We start from the raw sequence: 14536 nt of genomic DNA on the forward strand, positions 1-14536 counted from the left end.
GCCATCGATCATCGACGCGTACCCGGTGGCCCCGCAACGGACTTTCGGCCCGGCCGGTGCGCCGGAGGACCCGGCCGGCCGGTTCGTGTCACGGCATCGTGAACTCGCACCACACGCACTTGCCGCTCCCCCGCGGTTCCACGCCCCAGACGTCCGCCAGCCGGTCCACCAGCATCAGGCCGCGTCCCGAGACCCCGGAGTCGCCCGCCTCCCTGCGCCGGGGCAGGGCGCTGGAGCGGTCCTCGACCTCCACGCGGAGTCTGCGTTCGGGGCCGGTCAGGACCCGCAGCGTCACGATGGCGGGACCGTCGGTGTGCATGAGGGCGTTGACGATGAGCTCGTCGGCGATCAGCTCGATCTCGTCCGAACGGTCCCGCGCGCCCCACGCCCGCACCGCCGCGCCGATCATGTGGCGGGCCGACACGAGGGCTTCCGGATCGCCGGGGGCCACGTGCTGCTGGAGCCGGCCGCCCGCCTGCTGGGCCTCCTCCGCGTCGCGGCGCAGGAGCAGCAGCGCCATGTCGTCGTCGCCGCCCCGGTCGTCCACGACCTCGCACAGCCGGTCCGCGAGCAGGGCCAGGTCGGCAGGTCCGGTGCGGACGAGGGAGGCGAGGAGGCGGATGCCGTCGTCGAGGTCGGCGCCGGGCTGCTCCACCAGGCCGTCCGTGCACAGCAGAAGCGTTTCCCCCGGTCCCATCTCGACCGTGGTCACCGGATACTCCAGCAGCCCGAACTCCGCGGACAGCCCCAGCGGCATTCCGCCCTCCACCGCGAGGCGCCCGCACTCCCCGTCCAGGGTGCGCATCAGGGGGTCGATGTGGCCGGCCCGGACCAGTTGCAGCACCCCGGTCGAGAGGTCGGCCTCCACGTACGTGCAGGTGGCGAAACGGTCGGTGTCCAGCTCGTGCAGGAAGACGGAGGCCCTGGCCATGACGGTGCCCGGCGAGTGGCCTTCGGCGGCGTAGGCCCGCAGTACGATCCGCAACTGGCCCATGACCGCCGCCGCGTGGGTGTCGTGGCCCTGGACGTCGCCGATGACCGCGCCGACCCGGCCGCCGGGCAGCGGGATGACGTCGTACCAGTCGCCGCCGATGTCCCGGCCCATCCGGGCCGAGCGGTACCGTACGGCGATCTCGGCGCCCGGAACCGAGGGGATCCGGCGCGGCAGCATCGCCTGCTGGAGCCCCTCCGCCAGATCGTGCTCCTGCTCCAGCAGCATCGCCCGCTGGAGGCTCTGCGCGATGCTGCTGCCGAGCGCGACGAGCAGGTTCCGCTCCTCCTGGGTGAAGCCGGCCTTGTCCCGGTAGAGCAGGCCGATCGCGCCGATCGGGCGGGCCTGGGCGATCAGCGGCAGGTAGGCGGCCGCCGAGATGTGCATGGACGAGATCTTCGCCCAGAGCCCGGGGTACCCGGCGGCGAACTCGGCCGCGGAGTCCAGGAAGCGCGGCTGGAGCGAGCGCACCACCTCGCTCATCGGATACTGCTCGTCGATGCGGGTGTAGCGGGTGCCGGGGACGAAGCTGCCCGCGGGGCCCTCGGCGACGAGGTGGATCCGGCCCGCTTCGACCAGTCCCATCACCATGCCCATGGACCCGAGCCGCTCCAGGCCGTGGGCGTCGCCGAGGGCGTCGATGACGTCCTGGACGGTGCGGGCGTGCGCGAGCGCGGCGGTGGTGGACTCGACCACGGAGGTCTGGCGGCGCCGCTCCTCGTCCAGCCCGAGGCGCTCCGCCGAATGACTGAGCTCCTCGGTGGCGTCCCGGACGATTCCGATGATCCGGTACGGGCGGCCGTCCGGGCCGCGCATGACCCGTCCCTGGGTGTGCGTCCAGCGCAGTTCGCCGTCGTGGCAGCGGATCCGGAAGTAGGCGCCGTAGCTGTCGACCCCGCTCTTGAGGGCCGAGGAGACCAGTGCGTCGAGCCGGGCGCCCTCCGCGGGCGGGACGCGCGGCGCCAGGGAGCCGGGCCTGCCGTCGTACTCCTCCGGGGTGGTGTCGAAGACGTCGAGGGCGGCCGAGTCCATGTGCATCAGACCGGTGACCAGGTCCCAGTCGAAACTGCCCATGCGGTTCAGCGAGAGCGACCGGTCCGGATGTGCGGGCCAGTCCTCCGGCAGCGATACGGCGGTCGGCACCGGTCCACCATGACACACGGGCCGGTCAGGCGCTCTCCAGGTACTGGCCGTCGTACGGGTCCGAGGGCTGCTGCTCGGGGACGGAGTAGGGGTCGGCGTACGGGTCCCCGTAGGGCTCGGCGTACGGGTCCGCGTACGGATCGCTCGGCTGCGGCGACGCCCCGTCGGGGCCGACCAGGGTCCCGGGGTCGCTCGGGGTCTGGCCGGGCAGGTCGGAGGGGATGTCGGTGGGCACGTCGGAGGGCTGGTCGGTGGCGGGCGGCGGGGCGGTGGGCGGGCCCGAGGGGATGCCGGACGAGGGCTGGTCGGGCGACACCGGCGTGTTCGGGGTGTTCGGGGCAGTCTGCGGGGGGCTCGGCGGGCAGTCGGCCGCGTTCGGGTCGGGGCTGCGGCCGGGGCTCGGCGGGCCGGTGGGGGGCGGCTCGGTGCGGGCGAGGCTGTTGCTCTCCGGGGTGCGGCACGGGGCGGTCGGCTCGGTGCCGGGCGGGGTCGCGGGCCCGGTGGGGATCCCGTCGGCCGGGTCGAACGGGGGCGGCGTCCGCGGGGTGCGGTCCTGGGCCCCGTCGTCGCCGGCCGTGCGCTCGATCCAGGTGTTGTCGGCGATGTTGACGATGACCAGGTTGTTGATCACCTGCATGGTCGGCTCGATGACCACGACCTGGGTGGGCTGGTAGCCGCTCCAGGGCTCCCCCTTGAGCACCGGCGCGCCGGGTGCGGCCCGCGGCGCGAGCAGCGGGTTCCCGCAGGCGCAGCGGACGCGGGGCATTCCGTGGTCGTCCACGAGGACGGCGGTGCCGGCCTGCAGGACGGACTGGAAGGCGTTGGGCTTGCCGCCGACGAAGCCGTGGTTGGTCACCCGGGTGTCGGCGCGCAGCACGACGGGGGTGAGGCCGCGCAGGAAGTCGGGGATCTGTTCCTGTTGCACCTGGGAGGCATCGGCGAAGGCGCGGGCCTTGGCGTCGTCGGCGGTCAGGGACTGGACCTGCGCCTCCACGTCGCAGCTTCCGAGCCGCTGGGTTCCGCCGTACAGGCCGGGGGTGGCCGCGTTGACGGTACGGATGCCCTGGCCGGTCGCGTTGGGCAGCGGGGGCTGGACGGGGGCCGATTCACCGGTGGCGGAGGAGGAGGTGAAGGGGTCGGGCCCGGCCGAGGCCACGGGCTGGAGGTGGACGTCCTGGCTCTCGGCGGCGGGGCCCTTGGTCCGCCCCTCTTCGCCGGAGGCCCCACAGGCCGCGGCGAGGAGTCCGAGGACGGTGAAGAGGGCCGCACGGGCCGGTGCGTGACGACGCGGCGCCTGACGAGGTGTCGGTGCGTACACGTTGCATCTCCCTTTTCGCCCCGGTTGCTCCCTCTTGTCTGCCGTATGTCCGGAGCCGCCGCAACCGGAGATCACGCACCCGGACCCTCTCTTGAACATGTTCAAGAGAGGGTCTAGGCTCACGATCGTGAGTTGAACGCGTTCAATGCGTTCGTTCCTGGGAGGGGGATCCTCGGTGACCGTGCTCGTGAATCTGATCGTCACCCTGGGCATGCTGTACGTCGTCCCGGCCGGCCTGCGCCTGATCGATCCGGGCCGGTTCGGCCGGACGGCCCGGCTGTGGCCGCTGTTCGCGGCCCCCGGAGCGGTCTGCCTGTGGCTGCCCCGGGGAGCCCCGGCCACCGCCCTCGCCGCGCTCTACGCGGCGGCCACCCTGACCCTCGCGGTACGGGCCGTGGTCCCGGCGGTACGGGCCCTGGCCCCGTCGGCGCGGAGCGTACCCCGTACCGGCGCACCCGGGCGGGCTCCGGGACCCGCCGAGGTGGCCGTGCTCACCGCACTCGTGGCGCCCTCGGTCGCCGGGACCGCCCTGGTCGCCGAACGCGCCGGACACCGGCTCTTCGGCTTCGACCTGGACATCCTGGCCCTGACCGTGCCGCACTTCCACTTCGCCGGTTTCGCCGCGGCCCTTGTCGCCGGGCTGGTGTGCCGGGCCTCCGCCGCCGGGGCCCTCGCGCGCTGGGCGGCGTACAGCGTGCCGGCCGGGACGGCGCTCGTGCTGCTCGGCTACTTCATCGACGACTGGGCCGAACTGGCGGGCGCGGTGACGCTGACCGGCGGCATGTGGGCGGTGGCCCTGCTGACCTGGCGGGACGTCCGCCCCGGAGCCGCCGTGCGCGACCGGATCACCGGGGCACTGCTCGCGACCTCGGCGGCCGTCCTGGTGGCCACCATGCTGCTCGCCCTGTGGTGGGCGCTCGGAGAGGCCACCGGGATCGTGCACCCGACCCTGACCTGGATGGCCGCCACCCACGGCCTCGGCAACGCCCTCGGCTTCGGCCTGTGCTCGCTGCTGGCCTGGCGCCGGCTGACCACCCGCCGACCCGGACCGCCTGCGGGGGCCGCACCACCCGTCCTCCCCGCACCACCCGCCCTGCCCACCCTGCCCGACCGAACGGAGATCCCGGCATGACCCGCCTCATCAGCGAGGGCCGCAGCACCTTCAACTACCCCGACCGGGGCGCCACCGCCCGGCGGCCGCTGCCCGACGGGTACAACTTCACCCACCACCGCGCCCGGGTCGGGCAGGGGCAGGCCGCCTTCCAGGCCGCCGGGGCCGCCCTCACCACCTTCCGCGCGCACCGCGCCTCGGGCATGCTCGTCACCGCCGGTGCGTTCCCCGTCCGGCCCGGCGACCGGGTCGTGGTCGGGATCGGCATCGGCCCGGTGCGGATCAACGCTCCGTGCGAGGTCATCTGGACCGCCTACGAGCCCCGGCGGACCGGTTTCGCGTACGGGACGCTCACCGGGCATCCCGAGTGCGGCGAGGAGTCCTTCGTGGTGGACATGGAGCCGGACGGCTCGGTGTGGTTCGAGGTGACCGCCTTCAGTCGCCCGGGAAGCTGGTATACCCGCCTCGCCGGCCCGGTCGTCCCCTTCCTCCAGCAGGCCTACGCCCGCCACCTCGGGCGGTACGTGCGACGCCTCGCCACGGGCACCCCGCCCGCGCCGGCCCGATACTGGAGGCGATGGACTGGTTCACGGCACCCGGATACTGGCTGGGGCGGCTGATCTTCCAGCGGGCCCTGGCCGGTGTCTACCTCGTCGCCTTCGCCGGTGCCGCCCTGCAGTTCCGGGCACTGATCGGGGCGCACGGGATGCTGCCCGTGCCGCGCCACCTGCGGTACGTGCCCTTCCGCCGCGCCCCGAGCCTGTTCCACCTGCACTACTCCGACCGGTTCTTCGCCGTCTGCGCCTGGACCGGGGCGGCCCTGGCGGCGGCGCTCGCCGCGGGGGCCGGGGACGCGGTGCCGCTGGGTGCGGCGATGGCGATGTGGGCGCTGCTGTGGCTGCTGTACCTGTCGATCGTCAATGTCGGGCAGACCTGGTACTCCTTCGGCTGGGAGTCCCTGCTGCTGGAGGTCGGCTTCCTGGCCGTGTTCCTCGGCAACGCGCGGGCCGGGCCGCCGGTACTGGTGCTCTGGCTGCTGCGCTGGGTGGTCTTCCGGGTGGAGTTCGGCGCCGGGCTCATCAAGATGCGGGGCGACCCCTGCTGGCGCCGGCTCACCTGCCTGTACTTCCATCACGAGACGCAGCCGATGCCCGGTCCGCTGAGCTGGTTCTTCCACCATCTGCCGAAGCCGCTGCACCGGGTGGAGTGCGCCGCGAACCACGTGACCCAACTGGTCGTGCCCGTCCTGCTGTTCACCCCGCAGCCGGTGGCCTCGTACGCCGCCGGGATCATCGTGGCGACCCAGCTGTGGCTGGTGGTGTCGGGGAACTTCGCCTGGCTGAACTGGATCACGATCACGGCGGCCCTGCCGGCCTTCGACTTCAGCGCGCTCGCGGGCGACCCGCCGTCGGCCGCCTCCCGGGAGGGGCCGCTCTGGTACGTGGTGCTCGTGTGCGCGACGACCGCGCTGGTGCTCGTGCTGAGCCGGCATCCGGTGGCCAACATGATCTCCCGCGGCCAGGTCATGAACCGGTCCTTCGACCCCCTCCACCTGGTCAACACCTACGGGGCGTTCGGCACGGTGGGCCGGATCCGCGAGGAGGTGGTGGTGGAGGGGACCGCGGACCGGCGGCCCCGGGAGGACGGCGCGTGGCGGGAGTACGGGTTCAAGGGCAAGCCGGGCGACGTGCGCCGGATCCCGCGCCAGTTCGCCCCGTACCACCTGCGCCTCGACTGGCTCATGTGGTTCGCGGCGCTCTCCCCGGGCTACGCCCGCGACTGGTTCGGGCCGTTCGTGGAGCGACTGCTGGCGGGCGACCGGGACACCCTGAAGCTGATCCGGTACAACCCCTTCCCGGACGCACCGCCGCTCTACGTCCGGGCACGGCTGTACCGCTACCGGTTCACGACCTGGCGGGAACTGCGCGAGACCGGGGCGTGGTGGCACCGCACACTGGTGCGCGAGTACCTGCCGCCGACCCGGCTCGCGGAGGCGTCCTGGTCGCAGCCCCGGTCAGAGCCCGAGTAGCGCCGCCTCCCGCTCCGCCGATATGCCCTTCATCGGCCGGTCGGAGCGCAGGGGAGCGACTCCGCCGAGGGACTGCAGCCAGGTCCAGGTGTCGGCCGCGGTCTCCTCCACGGGGCGGCAGACGAGGCCCGCCGCCAGGGCCTTGGTGACGTCCCCGCCGAACATGAAGTCGTGCATTTCGCCTTCGAGAACCCAGACGGGCAGCTCGATCCAGGGCTCGACGCCGGCCTTCTCGAGCACCTCGGCGTCGATCCAGCGCGGTTCCGCGTCGGAGCCGGTGGCGGCGGCGCAGGCCTCCAGGAAGCCGGCCATGGTGGTGTGGCCGACCGGGGAGATCGCGTTGTAGGCCCCGCCGAGACCGGCCTCCGCCGCGTCGAGGGACCAGCGCGCGAGGTCGCGTACGTCGATGTACTGGAGCGGCAGGTCGGGGCGCCCGGGCGCGAGGAAGGGGCCGCCGCGGGCGACTCGGTTCAGCCACCAGGGCAGCCGGCCGACGTTCTCGTACGGGCCGATGATCAGCCCGGCGCGCACCAGCAGGGCGCGGTCGCCGAAGGCGTCCAGGGCGGCGAGTTCACCGCCGCGCTTGTCCGCCGGGTAGGCGGTGGCCTCCGCGTCGGGCGAGCCCTCCACCAGCGGGCCGCCCTCGTCCAGACCGGCGGGGGCGGGGTAGGCGTACACCGAGCGGCTGGATATGTACACGTACTGGCCGACCCGGCCGGACAGCAGGCGGGCGCTGTCGCGCACGGCGGTGGGCGCGCTGCCCCAGGTGTCGACGACGAGGTCCCACTCCCCCTCGGCGAGGGCGTCCAGGCCGCCGGGGGCGGTGCGGTCCCCGTGCAGGGCCGTGGTCCCCGGCGGCGGCGCGTGGTGCCCGCGGTGGAAGACGGTGACGTCCCACCCGCGGCTCAGGGCGTCTTCGGTGATCGCGCGCCCGACGAATTCGGTTCCACCCAGCATCAGCAGCTTCATGCGGGTCAGCCTGCCCGGGACCGGGGGTGCGCATAACCCTTGATCGCCCACAGCGATGACGCCCACGGCGTACCGCTAGCGGGAACTTCCGGGCGCCCTGCGACATGTAAGGGACCCGCCACCGATCCCCCGCCGAAGGCTTCCTGAGGGCCGGTCAGCCGTGGAGGACAGGCCTCCGCCCGCCGCCCCGGGTCTTCACACCGGGGACGACGGGCGGACCGCACCGTACGGGTCTGGAGGGTGTCTAGTCGATGCCGGGCAGGATGTGCGGCTCCGCGAGGTCGTCCTCGTAGCCGGCGAGACGGATCGGAGCGGACCGGGCCCAGACCTCCAGGTTGCCGAGGGTCTCGGGGCGCTTCGTGCTCCGCGTCCCCGTCCGTTCTCCGGCTGCCTTGTCGGTCGTCGTCAGTTCTGGCGTCACCGCGCACTCCTTTGTGTCGCGTAACCCGGCGCGCGAACCGCGCGTCGGTGCGGGAAGAGGGGTTTCCGGACGCGGTGGCGCCTTGGTGGAGCGAGTGCCCGTGTGGGGCTCTCATGGCGTTCAGAGTACACATATGAGCGCACCCCCGCTCGATGGAAAGGTAAAATCCGCTCCGGACAGCTTGTTTTCTCCACGAGTTCATCACCTCGCACGGCGGCGCGTCGTGTAGGGCTGATCTGCTCGACGGCGCCATACGGGTGATGCGCGGTCGGGCGACGGAAGGATCGACAGTGGCGAAGTCCGAAGTGCCGGTGGACGTCGGAAGCGTCGGGGAACTGATGGACCTGTTGCGCGGTGGGCATGCCGACGAGCATGGCGACGGCCACGGGCTGCGGGTGGCGGCGCTGCTGCGCCGTTCGCACCCCTTCGACAAGGAACTGCAGGTCGCGGGGCTGTTGATCGACCACCCCGCGGAGGCGATCCGCCCCCTGCTGGGCGAGCGGGTGGCACGGCTCGTACGCCTCAACGGACCCGGCGCACCGGCCCCCGGACCGGACCCCGACGCGGAGTCCCTCGCGCACGCGGCCGAAGCGGGCCGGTCCGCGGGCCTGGACGCGGGCGTGCTGGAGGACTGGCGCCCGGTGCTGGAACTGGTCGCCGCGGGGGCCTACGGCCGCACGGCCTGAACGGGGAGCGCCCCCGGCCGCCCTCACGGGGAGGGGGACCGGGGGCGCTCATGTGAGACGGGGCAGGTGGCAAGCGGCACGGGGCAGGCGGCGCGGATCGGGCGCCCCCCGTACGCGCGGCCTACCAGTTGGCGGGTGCGTAGTCCTTGAGGAAGACGCCGTACAGGTCCTCGCCGAGCTCGCCGCGGACGATCGGGTCGTAGACCCGGGCCGCACCGTCGACCAGGTCGAGGGGGGCGTGGAAGCCCTCCTCGGCGAGGCGGAGCTTGTCGAAGTGCGGGCGCTCGTCGGTGATCCAGCCCGTGTCGACCGAGGTCATCAGGATCCGGTCGGCCTGGAACATCTCCTGGCCGCTGGTCCGCGTCACCATGTTCATCGCGGCCTTGGCCGCGTTGGTGTTCGGGTGTCCCGCGCCCTTGTAGCCGCGGCTGAAGACGCCCTCCATCGCGGAGACGTTCACGATGTACGCCCGCCCGCCGTCCGACTTCCGGGCCGCCTCGGCCATGGCAGGCCGCAGCGCGCTGATCAGGATGAACGGCGAGGTGTAGTTGCACAGCTGGGTTTCGAGCAGCTCCACCGGGGAGATCTGGTCGATGGTCTGCACCCAGGTGTTGCTGTCGACGACATCGGGCAGCAGGCCGCCCGCGTCGATGGCGGTTCCGGCGATGTGGCGCTCCAGGCTGGCATTGCCCGCGACCAGGGCCAGGTCGGCGACCTGCTGCGCCTCGAGCCCGCTCACGCCGATGGGCAGGGCCGCCAGGCCGTCGACCGCTCCGGAGTTGAAGGCGCCGATGACGTGGTGGGAGGGAAGCTCGCCGGCCGGCAGCGGGGCGCTCTCCCCCTCGACCAGCGCCGCGTATGCGCTGGGCAGGCGGCGTACGGTCTGCGTCGCGTTGTTGATCAGGATGTCGAGCGGGCCGGCCGCGGCCACCTGGTCGGCGAGGGCCACGGACTGGGCCGGGTCGCGAAGGTCGATGCCGACGACCTCCAGGCGGTGCATCCAGTCCGCGGAGTCCTCCATCGCCTTGAAGCGGCGGATGGCGTCCTTGGGGAAGCGGGTGGTGATCGTGGTGTGGGCGCCGTCGCGCAGCAGCCGCAGCGCGATGTACATGCCGATCTTGGCCCGGCCGCCGGTGAGCAGGGCGCGCTTGCCGGTGAGGTCGGCGCGGGCCTCCCGCTTGGTCCGGTTCAGGGTGGCGCAGTCCTGGCAGAGCTGGTGGTAGAAGTAGTCGACCTCGACGTAGCGCGTCTTGCAGACGTAGCAGGAGCGAGGGCGCTGGAGGATTCCGGCGATCCGTCCGGCCTCCGTGACCGAGGAGGGCAGCAGGCCCTCGGTCTCGTCGTCGATGCGCTCGGCGGAGCCGGTCGCGGTCGCCTCGGTGACGGCCCTGTCGTTGGCGGTCTTGGCGGCGCGGCGGTCCTGGCGGCGGCGCTGCTTGACCGTCCGGTACAGCCCGGCGGTGGCGCGGCGCACGGTGATCGCGTCCGGGTGGTCGACGTCGAGCTTGTCGAGCTCGTCGAGCACGCTCAGGCAGAGGGCCAGGCGGTCCGGGTCGATGCCGGGCCCGAAGGCGTGGCCCTGCTCCTGGCTGTCTTCGGTCACCGTCATACCCGCTGCGTTCCTTGATCAGTCGTCCGCGTCCGCCGGATGCGGAAGTCCCCAAAAGGGCTAGTGTACGGATCCCCCGGGCGGGAAGACAAACGCACGCCCGCGCTCGCGACTACTGCGTTCGGAGTACGACCAGGGGCGTACCCGTGCCCGCCTTCAGGGGGAGGAATAGCTCTCCCGACTCGGGCATTGTGACTTTTATGAGTGCCCTAGCGTTTTCGGTCCTGCTGTGCCTGGTGTCCGCCGTGGCGTATGCGGCCGGAGCGATCGTCCAGGAGCGGGTCGCGTCCGGTACGACGGGCCGGCCGTACGCGCCGGTGCGCCGGCCCGCCTGGTACGCCGCGATCGCGCTGAACGGCCTCGGCGCCCTGCTGCACGTGGTGGCGCTGGCCTACGGGCCGCTGAGCCTGGTGCAGCCGCTCGGTGCCCTCACCATCGTCTTCGCGCTCCCGATGGCAGCTGTTTTCGTACGACGCCGGGCCGGAGCGGCCGCCTGGCGCGGGGCCGTCCTGGCCACGGCCGGGCTGGCGGGCCTGCTGGCCCTGACGGGCGGGGGCGGGCGGGCCGAGCAGTCCCTGTCGGGCGGGGAGCAGAGCCTGCTCCTGACGGCGACCGGCGCCCTGGTGTCCGTACTGTTCCTGGCCGCGCGCCGGGTGCGGCGGGTCACCGCGCACAGCGTGCTGCTGGCCACCGCGGCGGGGGCCGCCTTCGGGATGGCCTCGGTGTTCACGAAGTCGGTGGCGGAGAGCTTCGCCCCGGACGCGCTGGTCACGCTGTGGCCGGAGCTGACCGCGATCGCCGCGCTGGCCGCCACCGGACTGCTGCTGTCGCAGGCGGCCTACCGCGGCGCCGGGCTGACCGCGCCGCTGGCCACCGTGACGGTGGCCAATCCGGTGGTCGCGGCGGCGGTCGGCATCGCACTGTTCGACGAGGGCTTCCGCTACGGGACGGCCGGCGTCGCCGCGGCGCTGGTGAGCGCGGCGGCGGCGGCGACCGGGCTCGTCCTGCTCACCGTCGCGCCCCGGGGCGCGCGTGGGCTCGTACCGTCGGAACCGGCGCCGGCCACGGCTCCGGCCGTGGCCCCGGCCCGGACTCCGGCTTCCGCCGGGGCCCCGGCTCCGGTCCCGTCCTCAGATGGAGACTCCGTGGGCCCGCAGGTACTTCAGCGGGTCGATGTCGGTGCCGTAGCCGGGGCCCGTGCGCATCTCGAAGTGCAGGTGCGGCCCGGTCGAGTTGCCGGTCGAGCCGGAGCGGCCGATCCGCTGCCCGCCGGAGACCGCCGAGCCGGCCTTGACCGAGAGCGCCGAGAGGTGCGCGTACTGGGAGTACCGGCCGTCGGTGTGCCGGATGACGACCTGGTACCCGTACGCACCGGCCCAGCCCGCTGAGACGACCTGCCCGCTGCTGACGGCCTTGACGGAGGTGCCGGTGGCCACCGGGAAGTCCACGCCGGTGTGGTAGCCGCTGGACCAGGACGAGCCCGAGACCCGGTAGCCGGTGCCGAGGCCCGCGTCGACCGGGGCGCTGAAGGCTCCGGAGGGGGTCTGCGGTTTTTCGTCCGGCTTCTCGGCAGGCTTTCCGGCCGGTTTCCTTCCCGCCTGCTCGGCGGGTTTCGTCGGCGCCACGGGCTTCACGGGCTCTGCCGTGCGAGGCGGCTTCTCCGGGTTCGGCGCGGGCGGCGCGACCGGTGCGGCCGTGACGCGCAGGGTGAGCCGCTGCCCGGGGAAGATCAGGTCCGGATCGCCGCCGACGACGGCCCGGTTGGTCGCGTACAGGGACTGCCAGCCGCCCTCGACGTGCTGCTCGGTGGCGATCTCCGACAGCGAGTCCCCGGGAGCGACGACGTAGGGGCTGGGCAGGACGGGAGTCCCGGCCGGGCGGGGCGTCGTGCTCTGCGGAGCGGCCTTCGCGGCCGGCTTCGGAGCGGCCTTCGGGGCGGCCTGAGCCGCGACCTTCGGAGCCGTCGCCTTCCCCGGGCCCGTCGCCTTGCCCTGCGCACCGAGCGCGGGGGCCGGGCCGCTGCGGCTGAGTCCGGCCTGCTTCCCGCAGACCGGCCAGGCCTGCGGCCCCTGACCCTTCAGCACCTTCTCCGCCACGGCGATCTGCTGTTCCTTGGTGGCCAGATCGGCGCGGGCCGCGTACGCGGCTCCGCCGAAGGCGCGCCAGGTGCTCTGGCTGAACTGCAGTCCGCCGTAGTAGCCGTTGCCGGTGTTGATGTGCCAGTTGCTCGTGGATTCGCAGGCGGCGACCTTGCTCCACGTGTCCAGCGAGGCGGCGTGCGCCGTGCCCGCTCCGATCAGGGGCAGTGCTATTCCGGCCCCGCCGGCGGTGACGACGAGCGAAGCACGGTTGATGCTGCTCGGCTGATACCGGCGGTGCCGGCCCCGTACACCCATGGGAGCCCCCATCGAAGACATCAGGAATCTCGCAACCTAACGCCACGACCGGGGCATGACAAGGCGAACAACACAACGCGTTCGGGCGGAAGTTGGTTTCGCGCCGAATGTGGGACACCGGTAAGGATCTCCGCCGGGGTAGCGTCGGTGTTCCTGCATTCCTCCGCACATCGAATGCACTGTCGACGCACTCAGGAGCGCACGCACATGACCAGCAGCACGGCCCAGATCGGCGTCACCGGACTCGCGGTGATGGGCAGCAACCTCGCCCGCAACTTCGCCCGCAACGGCTTCACCGTCGCCGTCCACAACCGCACCACCGCCAAGACCACGGCGCTCGTGGAGGAGTTCGGGCACGAGGGCTCCTTCGTGGCCGCCGGGTCCGCGAAGGAGTTCGTGGACGCGCTGGAGCGCCCGCGCCGTCTGATCATCATGGTGAAGGCCGGTGAGCCGACCGACGCGGTGATCCGCGAGTTCGCCCCGCTGCTGGAGCCGGGCGACGTGATCATCGACGGCGGGAACGCCCACTTCGAGGACACCCGCCGCCGTGAGAAGGAGCTGCGCGAGCAGGGCCTGCACTTCGTGGGCGTCGGCATCTCGGGCGGCGAGGAGGGCGCGCTGCTCGGCCCGAGCATCATGCCCGGCGGATCCGAGGAGTCCTACGCCTCGCTCGGCCCGCTGCTGGAGAAGATCTCCGCCAAGGCCGCCGACGGCACCCCCTGCACCTCGCACGTGGGCCCCGACGGCGCCGGGCACTTCGTGAAGATGGTGCACAACGGCATCGAGTACGCCGACATGCAGCTGATCGCGGAGGCCTACCACCTGCTGCGCGCGGTGGCCGGCTACTCCCCCGCGAAGATCGCCGAGACCTTCCGCTCCTGGAACAGGGGCCGGCTGGATTCGTACCTGATCGAGATCACCGCCGAGGTGCTCGCGCACACGGACGCCGCGACCGGTCTGCCGTTCGTGGACGTGGTCGCCGACGCCGCCGAGCAGAAGGGCACCGGCCGCTGGACCGTGCAGATCGCCCTCGACCTGGGCGTGCCGGTGTCCGGAATCGCCGAGGCGGTCTTCGCCCGTGCGGTTTCGGGCCACGGGGAGCTGCGTACGGCCGCGCGGGGGCTGGCCGGCCCGGAGGCGGAGCCGCTCTCCGCCGAGGCCGCGGACGCCTTCGCCGCCCAGGTGGAGCAGGCCCTGTACGCCTCGAAGATCGTCTCGTACACGCAGGGCTTCCACCAGATCCAGGCCGGCAGCGAGGAGTACGGCTGGGGCGTGGACCCGGGCGCCGTGGCCTCGCTGTGGCGCGGGGGCTGCATCATCCGGGCCGCGTTCCTGGACCGGATCCGCGCCGCGTACGACGCCCGGCCGGAGCTGCCGAGCCTGCTGGCGGACGCGGGCTTCGCCGACGAGATCGGCGCCGCCCAGCACGACTGGCGCGAGGTGCTGGTGGCGGCGGTCCGCCAGGGCATCCCGGTGCCGGCCTTCGCGGCCTCGCTGGCGTACTACGACGCCCTGCGCTCGGAGCGGCTCCCGGCGGCCCTGACCCAGGGGCAGCGCGACTTCTTCGGGGCGCACACCTACCGGCGCACCGACCGCGAGGGCTCGTACCACACGCTGTGGAGCGGCGACCGCTCCGAAGTCCGTACGGACTGACGCGGCAGGGCGACCTGGACCGGCCGGGCCGGTTCCGGGCCGGCTCAGCGGCTCCGCGTCAGCTCAGCGGCTCGGGCGCGGGCTGCGGCGCGGGGCCGGGCGGCGGCGGAATCGGGTCGGGCTCGGGCACCGGACCCGGCGTCGGCGGCTCGGGCCGCGGCAGCGGTCCCGGATCCGGGAACGGATTCGGGACCGGGACCGGGGCGGGGA

At 73.2% G+C, this 14536-nt stretch carries 11 protein-coding genes and 1 pseudogene; 6 read left to right on the plus strand and 6 right to left on the minus strand.

Features of this window, described 5'->3' with window-relative positions; genetic code table 11:
- Positions 1–88: 88 nt before the first annotated feature.
- Positions 89–2152, minus strand: a complete 2064-nt coding sequence (locus OHA37_RS04855) for a SpoIIE family protein phosphatase (protein ID WP_266902808.1) — start codon at positions 2150–2152, stop codon at positions 89–91.
- 7 nt (positions 2153–2159) lie between these two features.
- Positions 2160–3452 (minus strand): DUF6777 domain-containing protein, encoded by a 1293-nt coding sequence (locus tag OHA37_RS04860; RefSeq protein WP_266902810.1) that lies wholly within the window; start codon positions 3450–3452, stop codon positions 2160–2162.
- 175 nt (positions 3453–3627) lie between these two features.
- Here OHA37_RS04860 and OHA37_RS04865 point away from each other — a divergent pair, with 175 nt between their 5' ends.
- From OHA37_RS04865 to OHA37_RS04875, 3 genes are read left to right on the plus strand one after another with little or no spacing between them, the layout of a single operon-like run.
- Positions 3628–4584: a YndJ family protein gene (locus OHA37_RS04865; RefSeq protein ID WP_266902812.1), complete on the plus strand. Its 957-nt coding sequence runs from the start codon at positions 3628–3630 to the stop codon at positions 4582–4584.
- Positions 4581–5183, plus strand: coding sequence for a DUF1990 family protein (locus tag OHA37_RS04870; protein WP_266902814.1), 603 nt, complete (start codon positions 4581–4583; stop codon positions 5181–5183). Before OHA37_RS04865 ends, OHA37_RS04870 begins: the two co-directional genes overlap by 4 nt.
- Positions 5141–6592 (plus strand): lipase maturation factor family protein, encoded by a 1452-nt coding sequence (locus OHA37_RS04875; RefSeq protein ID WP_266902815.1) that lies wholly within the window; start codon positions 5141–5143, stop codon positions 6590–6592. The genes OHA37_RS04870 and OHA37_RS04875 overlap by 43 nt, the downstream gene beginning before the upstream one ends.
- On the opposite strand, the gene OHA37_RS04880 is transcribed toward OHA37_RS04875, so the two are convergent.
- Together OHA37_RS04880 and OHA37_RS04885 are read right to left on the minus strand one after the other, a co-directional pair.
- Entirely contained in the window at positions 6578–7561 is a 984-nt protein-coding gene (locus OHA37_RS04880) for an NAD-dependent epimerase/dehydratase family protein (protein WP_266902817.1), read from the minus strand. The genes OHA37_RS04875 and OHA37_RS04880 overlap by 15 nt on opposite strands.
- A gap of 244 nt (positions 7562–7805) precedes the next feature.
- Positions 7806–7982 carry a hypothetical protein gene (locus OHA37_RS04885; protein WP_266902819.1) on the minus strand — a complete coding sequence of 59 codons (177 nt, stop codon included), beginning with the start codon at positions 7980–7982 and terminating at the stop codon, positions 7806–7808.
- A gap of 311 nt (positions 7983–8293) precedes the next feature.
- Here OHA37_RS04885 and OHA37_RS04890 point away from each other — a divergent pair, with 311 nt between their 5' ends.
- Positions 8294–8668, plus strand: a complete 375-nt coding sequence (locus OHA37_RS04890; RefSeq protein ID WP_443046286.1) for a hypothetical protein — start codon at positions 8294–8296, stop codon at positions 8666–8668.
- Positions 8669–8789: 121 nt separating this feature from the next.
- Here OHA37_RS04890 and OHA37_RS04895 read toward each other — a convergent pair whose 3' ends face one another.
- Positions 8790–10277, minus strand: coding sequence for an SDR family NAD(P)-dependent oxidoreductase (locus OHA37_RS04895; protein ID WP_266902821.1), 1488 nt, complete (start codon positions 10275–10277; stop codon positions 8790–8792).
- Positions 10278–10477: 200 nt separating this feature from the next.
- Between OHA37_RS04895 and OHA37_RS04900 the strand changes: the two are divergent.
- Positions 10478–11206 (plus strand): annotated as a pseudogene (locus OHA37_RS04900) (DMT family transporter); the annotation flags it as partial.
- Between the two features lie 201 nt (positions 11207–11407).
- Here OHA37_RS04900 and OHA37_RS04905 read toward each other — a convergent pair.
- Positions 11408–12673, minus strand: coding sequence for a transglycosylase family protein (locus OHA37_RS04905; protein ID WP_266902823.1), 1266 nt, complete (start codon positions 12671–12673; stop codon positions 11408–11410).
- A gap of 207 nt (positions 12674–12880) precedes the next feature.
- On the opposite strand from OHA37_RS04905, the gene gndA reads away from it, so the two are divergent.
- The gene (gndA, locus tag OHA37_RS04910) at positions 12881–14326 is read left to right on the plus strand and encodes an NADP-dependent phosphogluconate dehydrogenase (RefSeq protein ID WP_266902825.1); all 1446 of its coding nucleotides are present in this window, start codon (positions 12881–12883) and stop codon (positions 14324–14326) included.
- Positions 14327–14536 lie beyond the last annotated feature (210 nt).

This window comes from Streptomyces sp. NBC_00335 (assembly GCF_036127095.1).
GTDB lineage: Bacteria > Actinomycetota > Actinomycetes > Streptomycetales > Streptomycetaceae > Streptomyces.

What these genes read in the sequence shown, in the direction of transcription:
- OHA37_RS04870 (WP_266902814.1), top strand. Translation starts at nt 4,581, where the DNA reads ATGACCCGCCTCATCAGCGAGGGCCGCAGCACCTTCAACTACCCCGAC.
- OHA37_RS04875 (WP_266902815.1), top strand. Translation starts at nt 5,141, where the DNA reads ATGGACTGGTTCACGGCACCCGGATACTGGCTGGGGCGGCTGATCTTC.
- OHA37_RS04880 (WP_266902817.1), bottom strand. Translation starts at nt 7,561, where the DNA reads ATGAAGCTGCTGATGCTGGGTGGAACCGAATTCGTCGGGCGCGCGATC.
- OHA37_RS04895 (WP_266902821.1), bottom strand. Translation starts at nt 10,277, where the DNA reads ATGACGGTGACCGAAGACAGCCAGGAGCAGGGCCACGCCTTCGGGCCC.
- OHA37_RS04905 (WP_266902823.1), bottom strand. Translation starts at nt 12,673, where the DNA reads ATGGGTGTACGGGGCCGGCACCGCCGGTATCAGCCGAGCAGCATCAAC.
- gndA (WP_266902825.1), top strand. Translation starts at nt 12,881, where the DNA reads ATGACCAGCAGCACGGCCCAGATCGGCGTCACCGGACTCGCGGTGATG.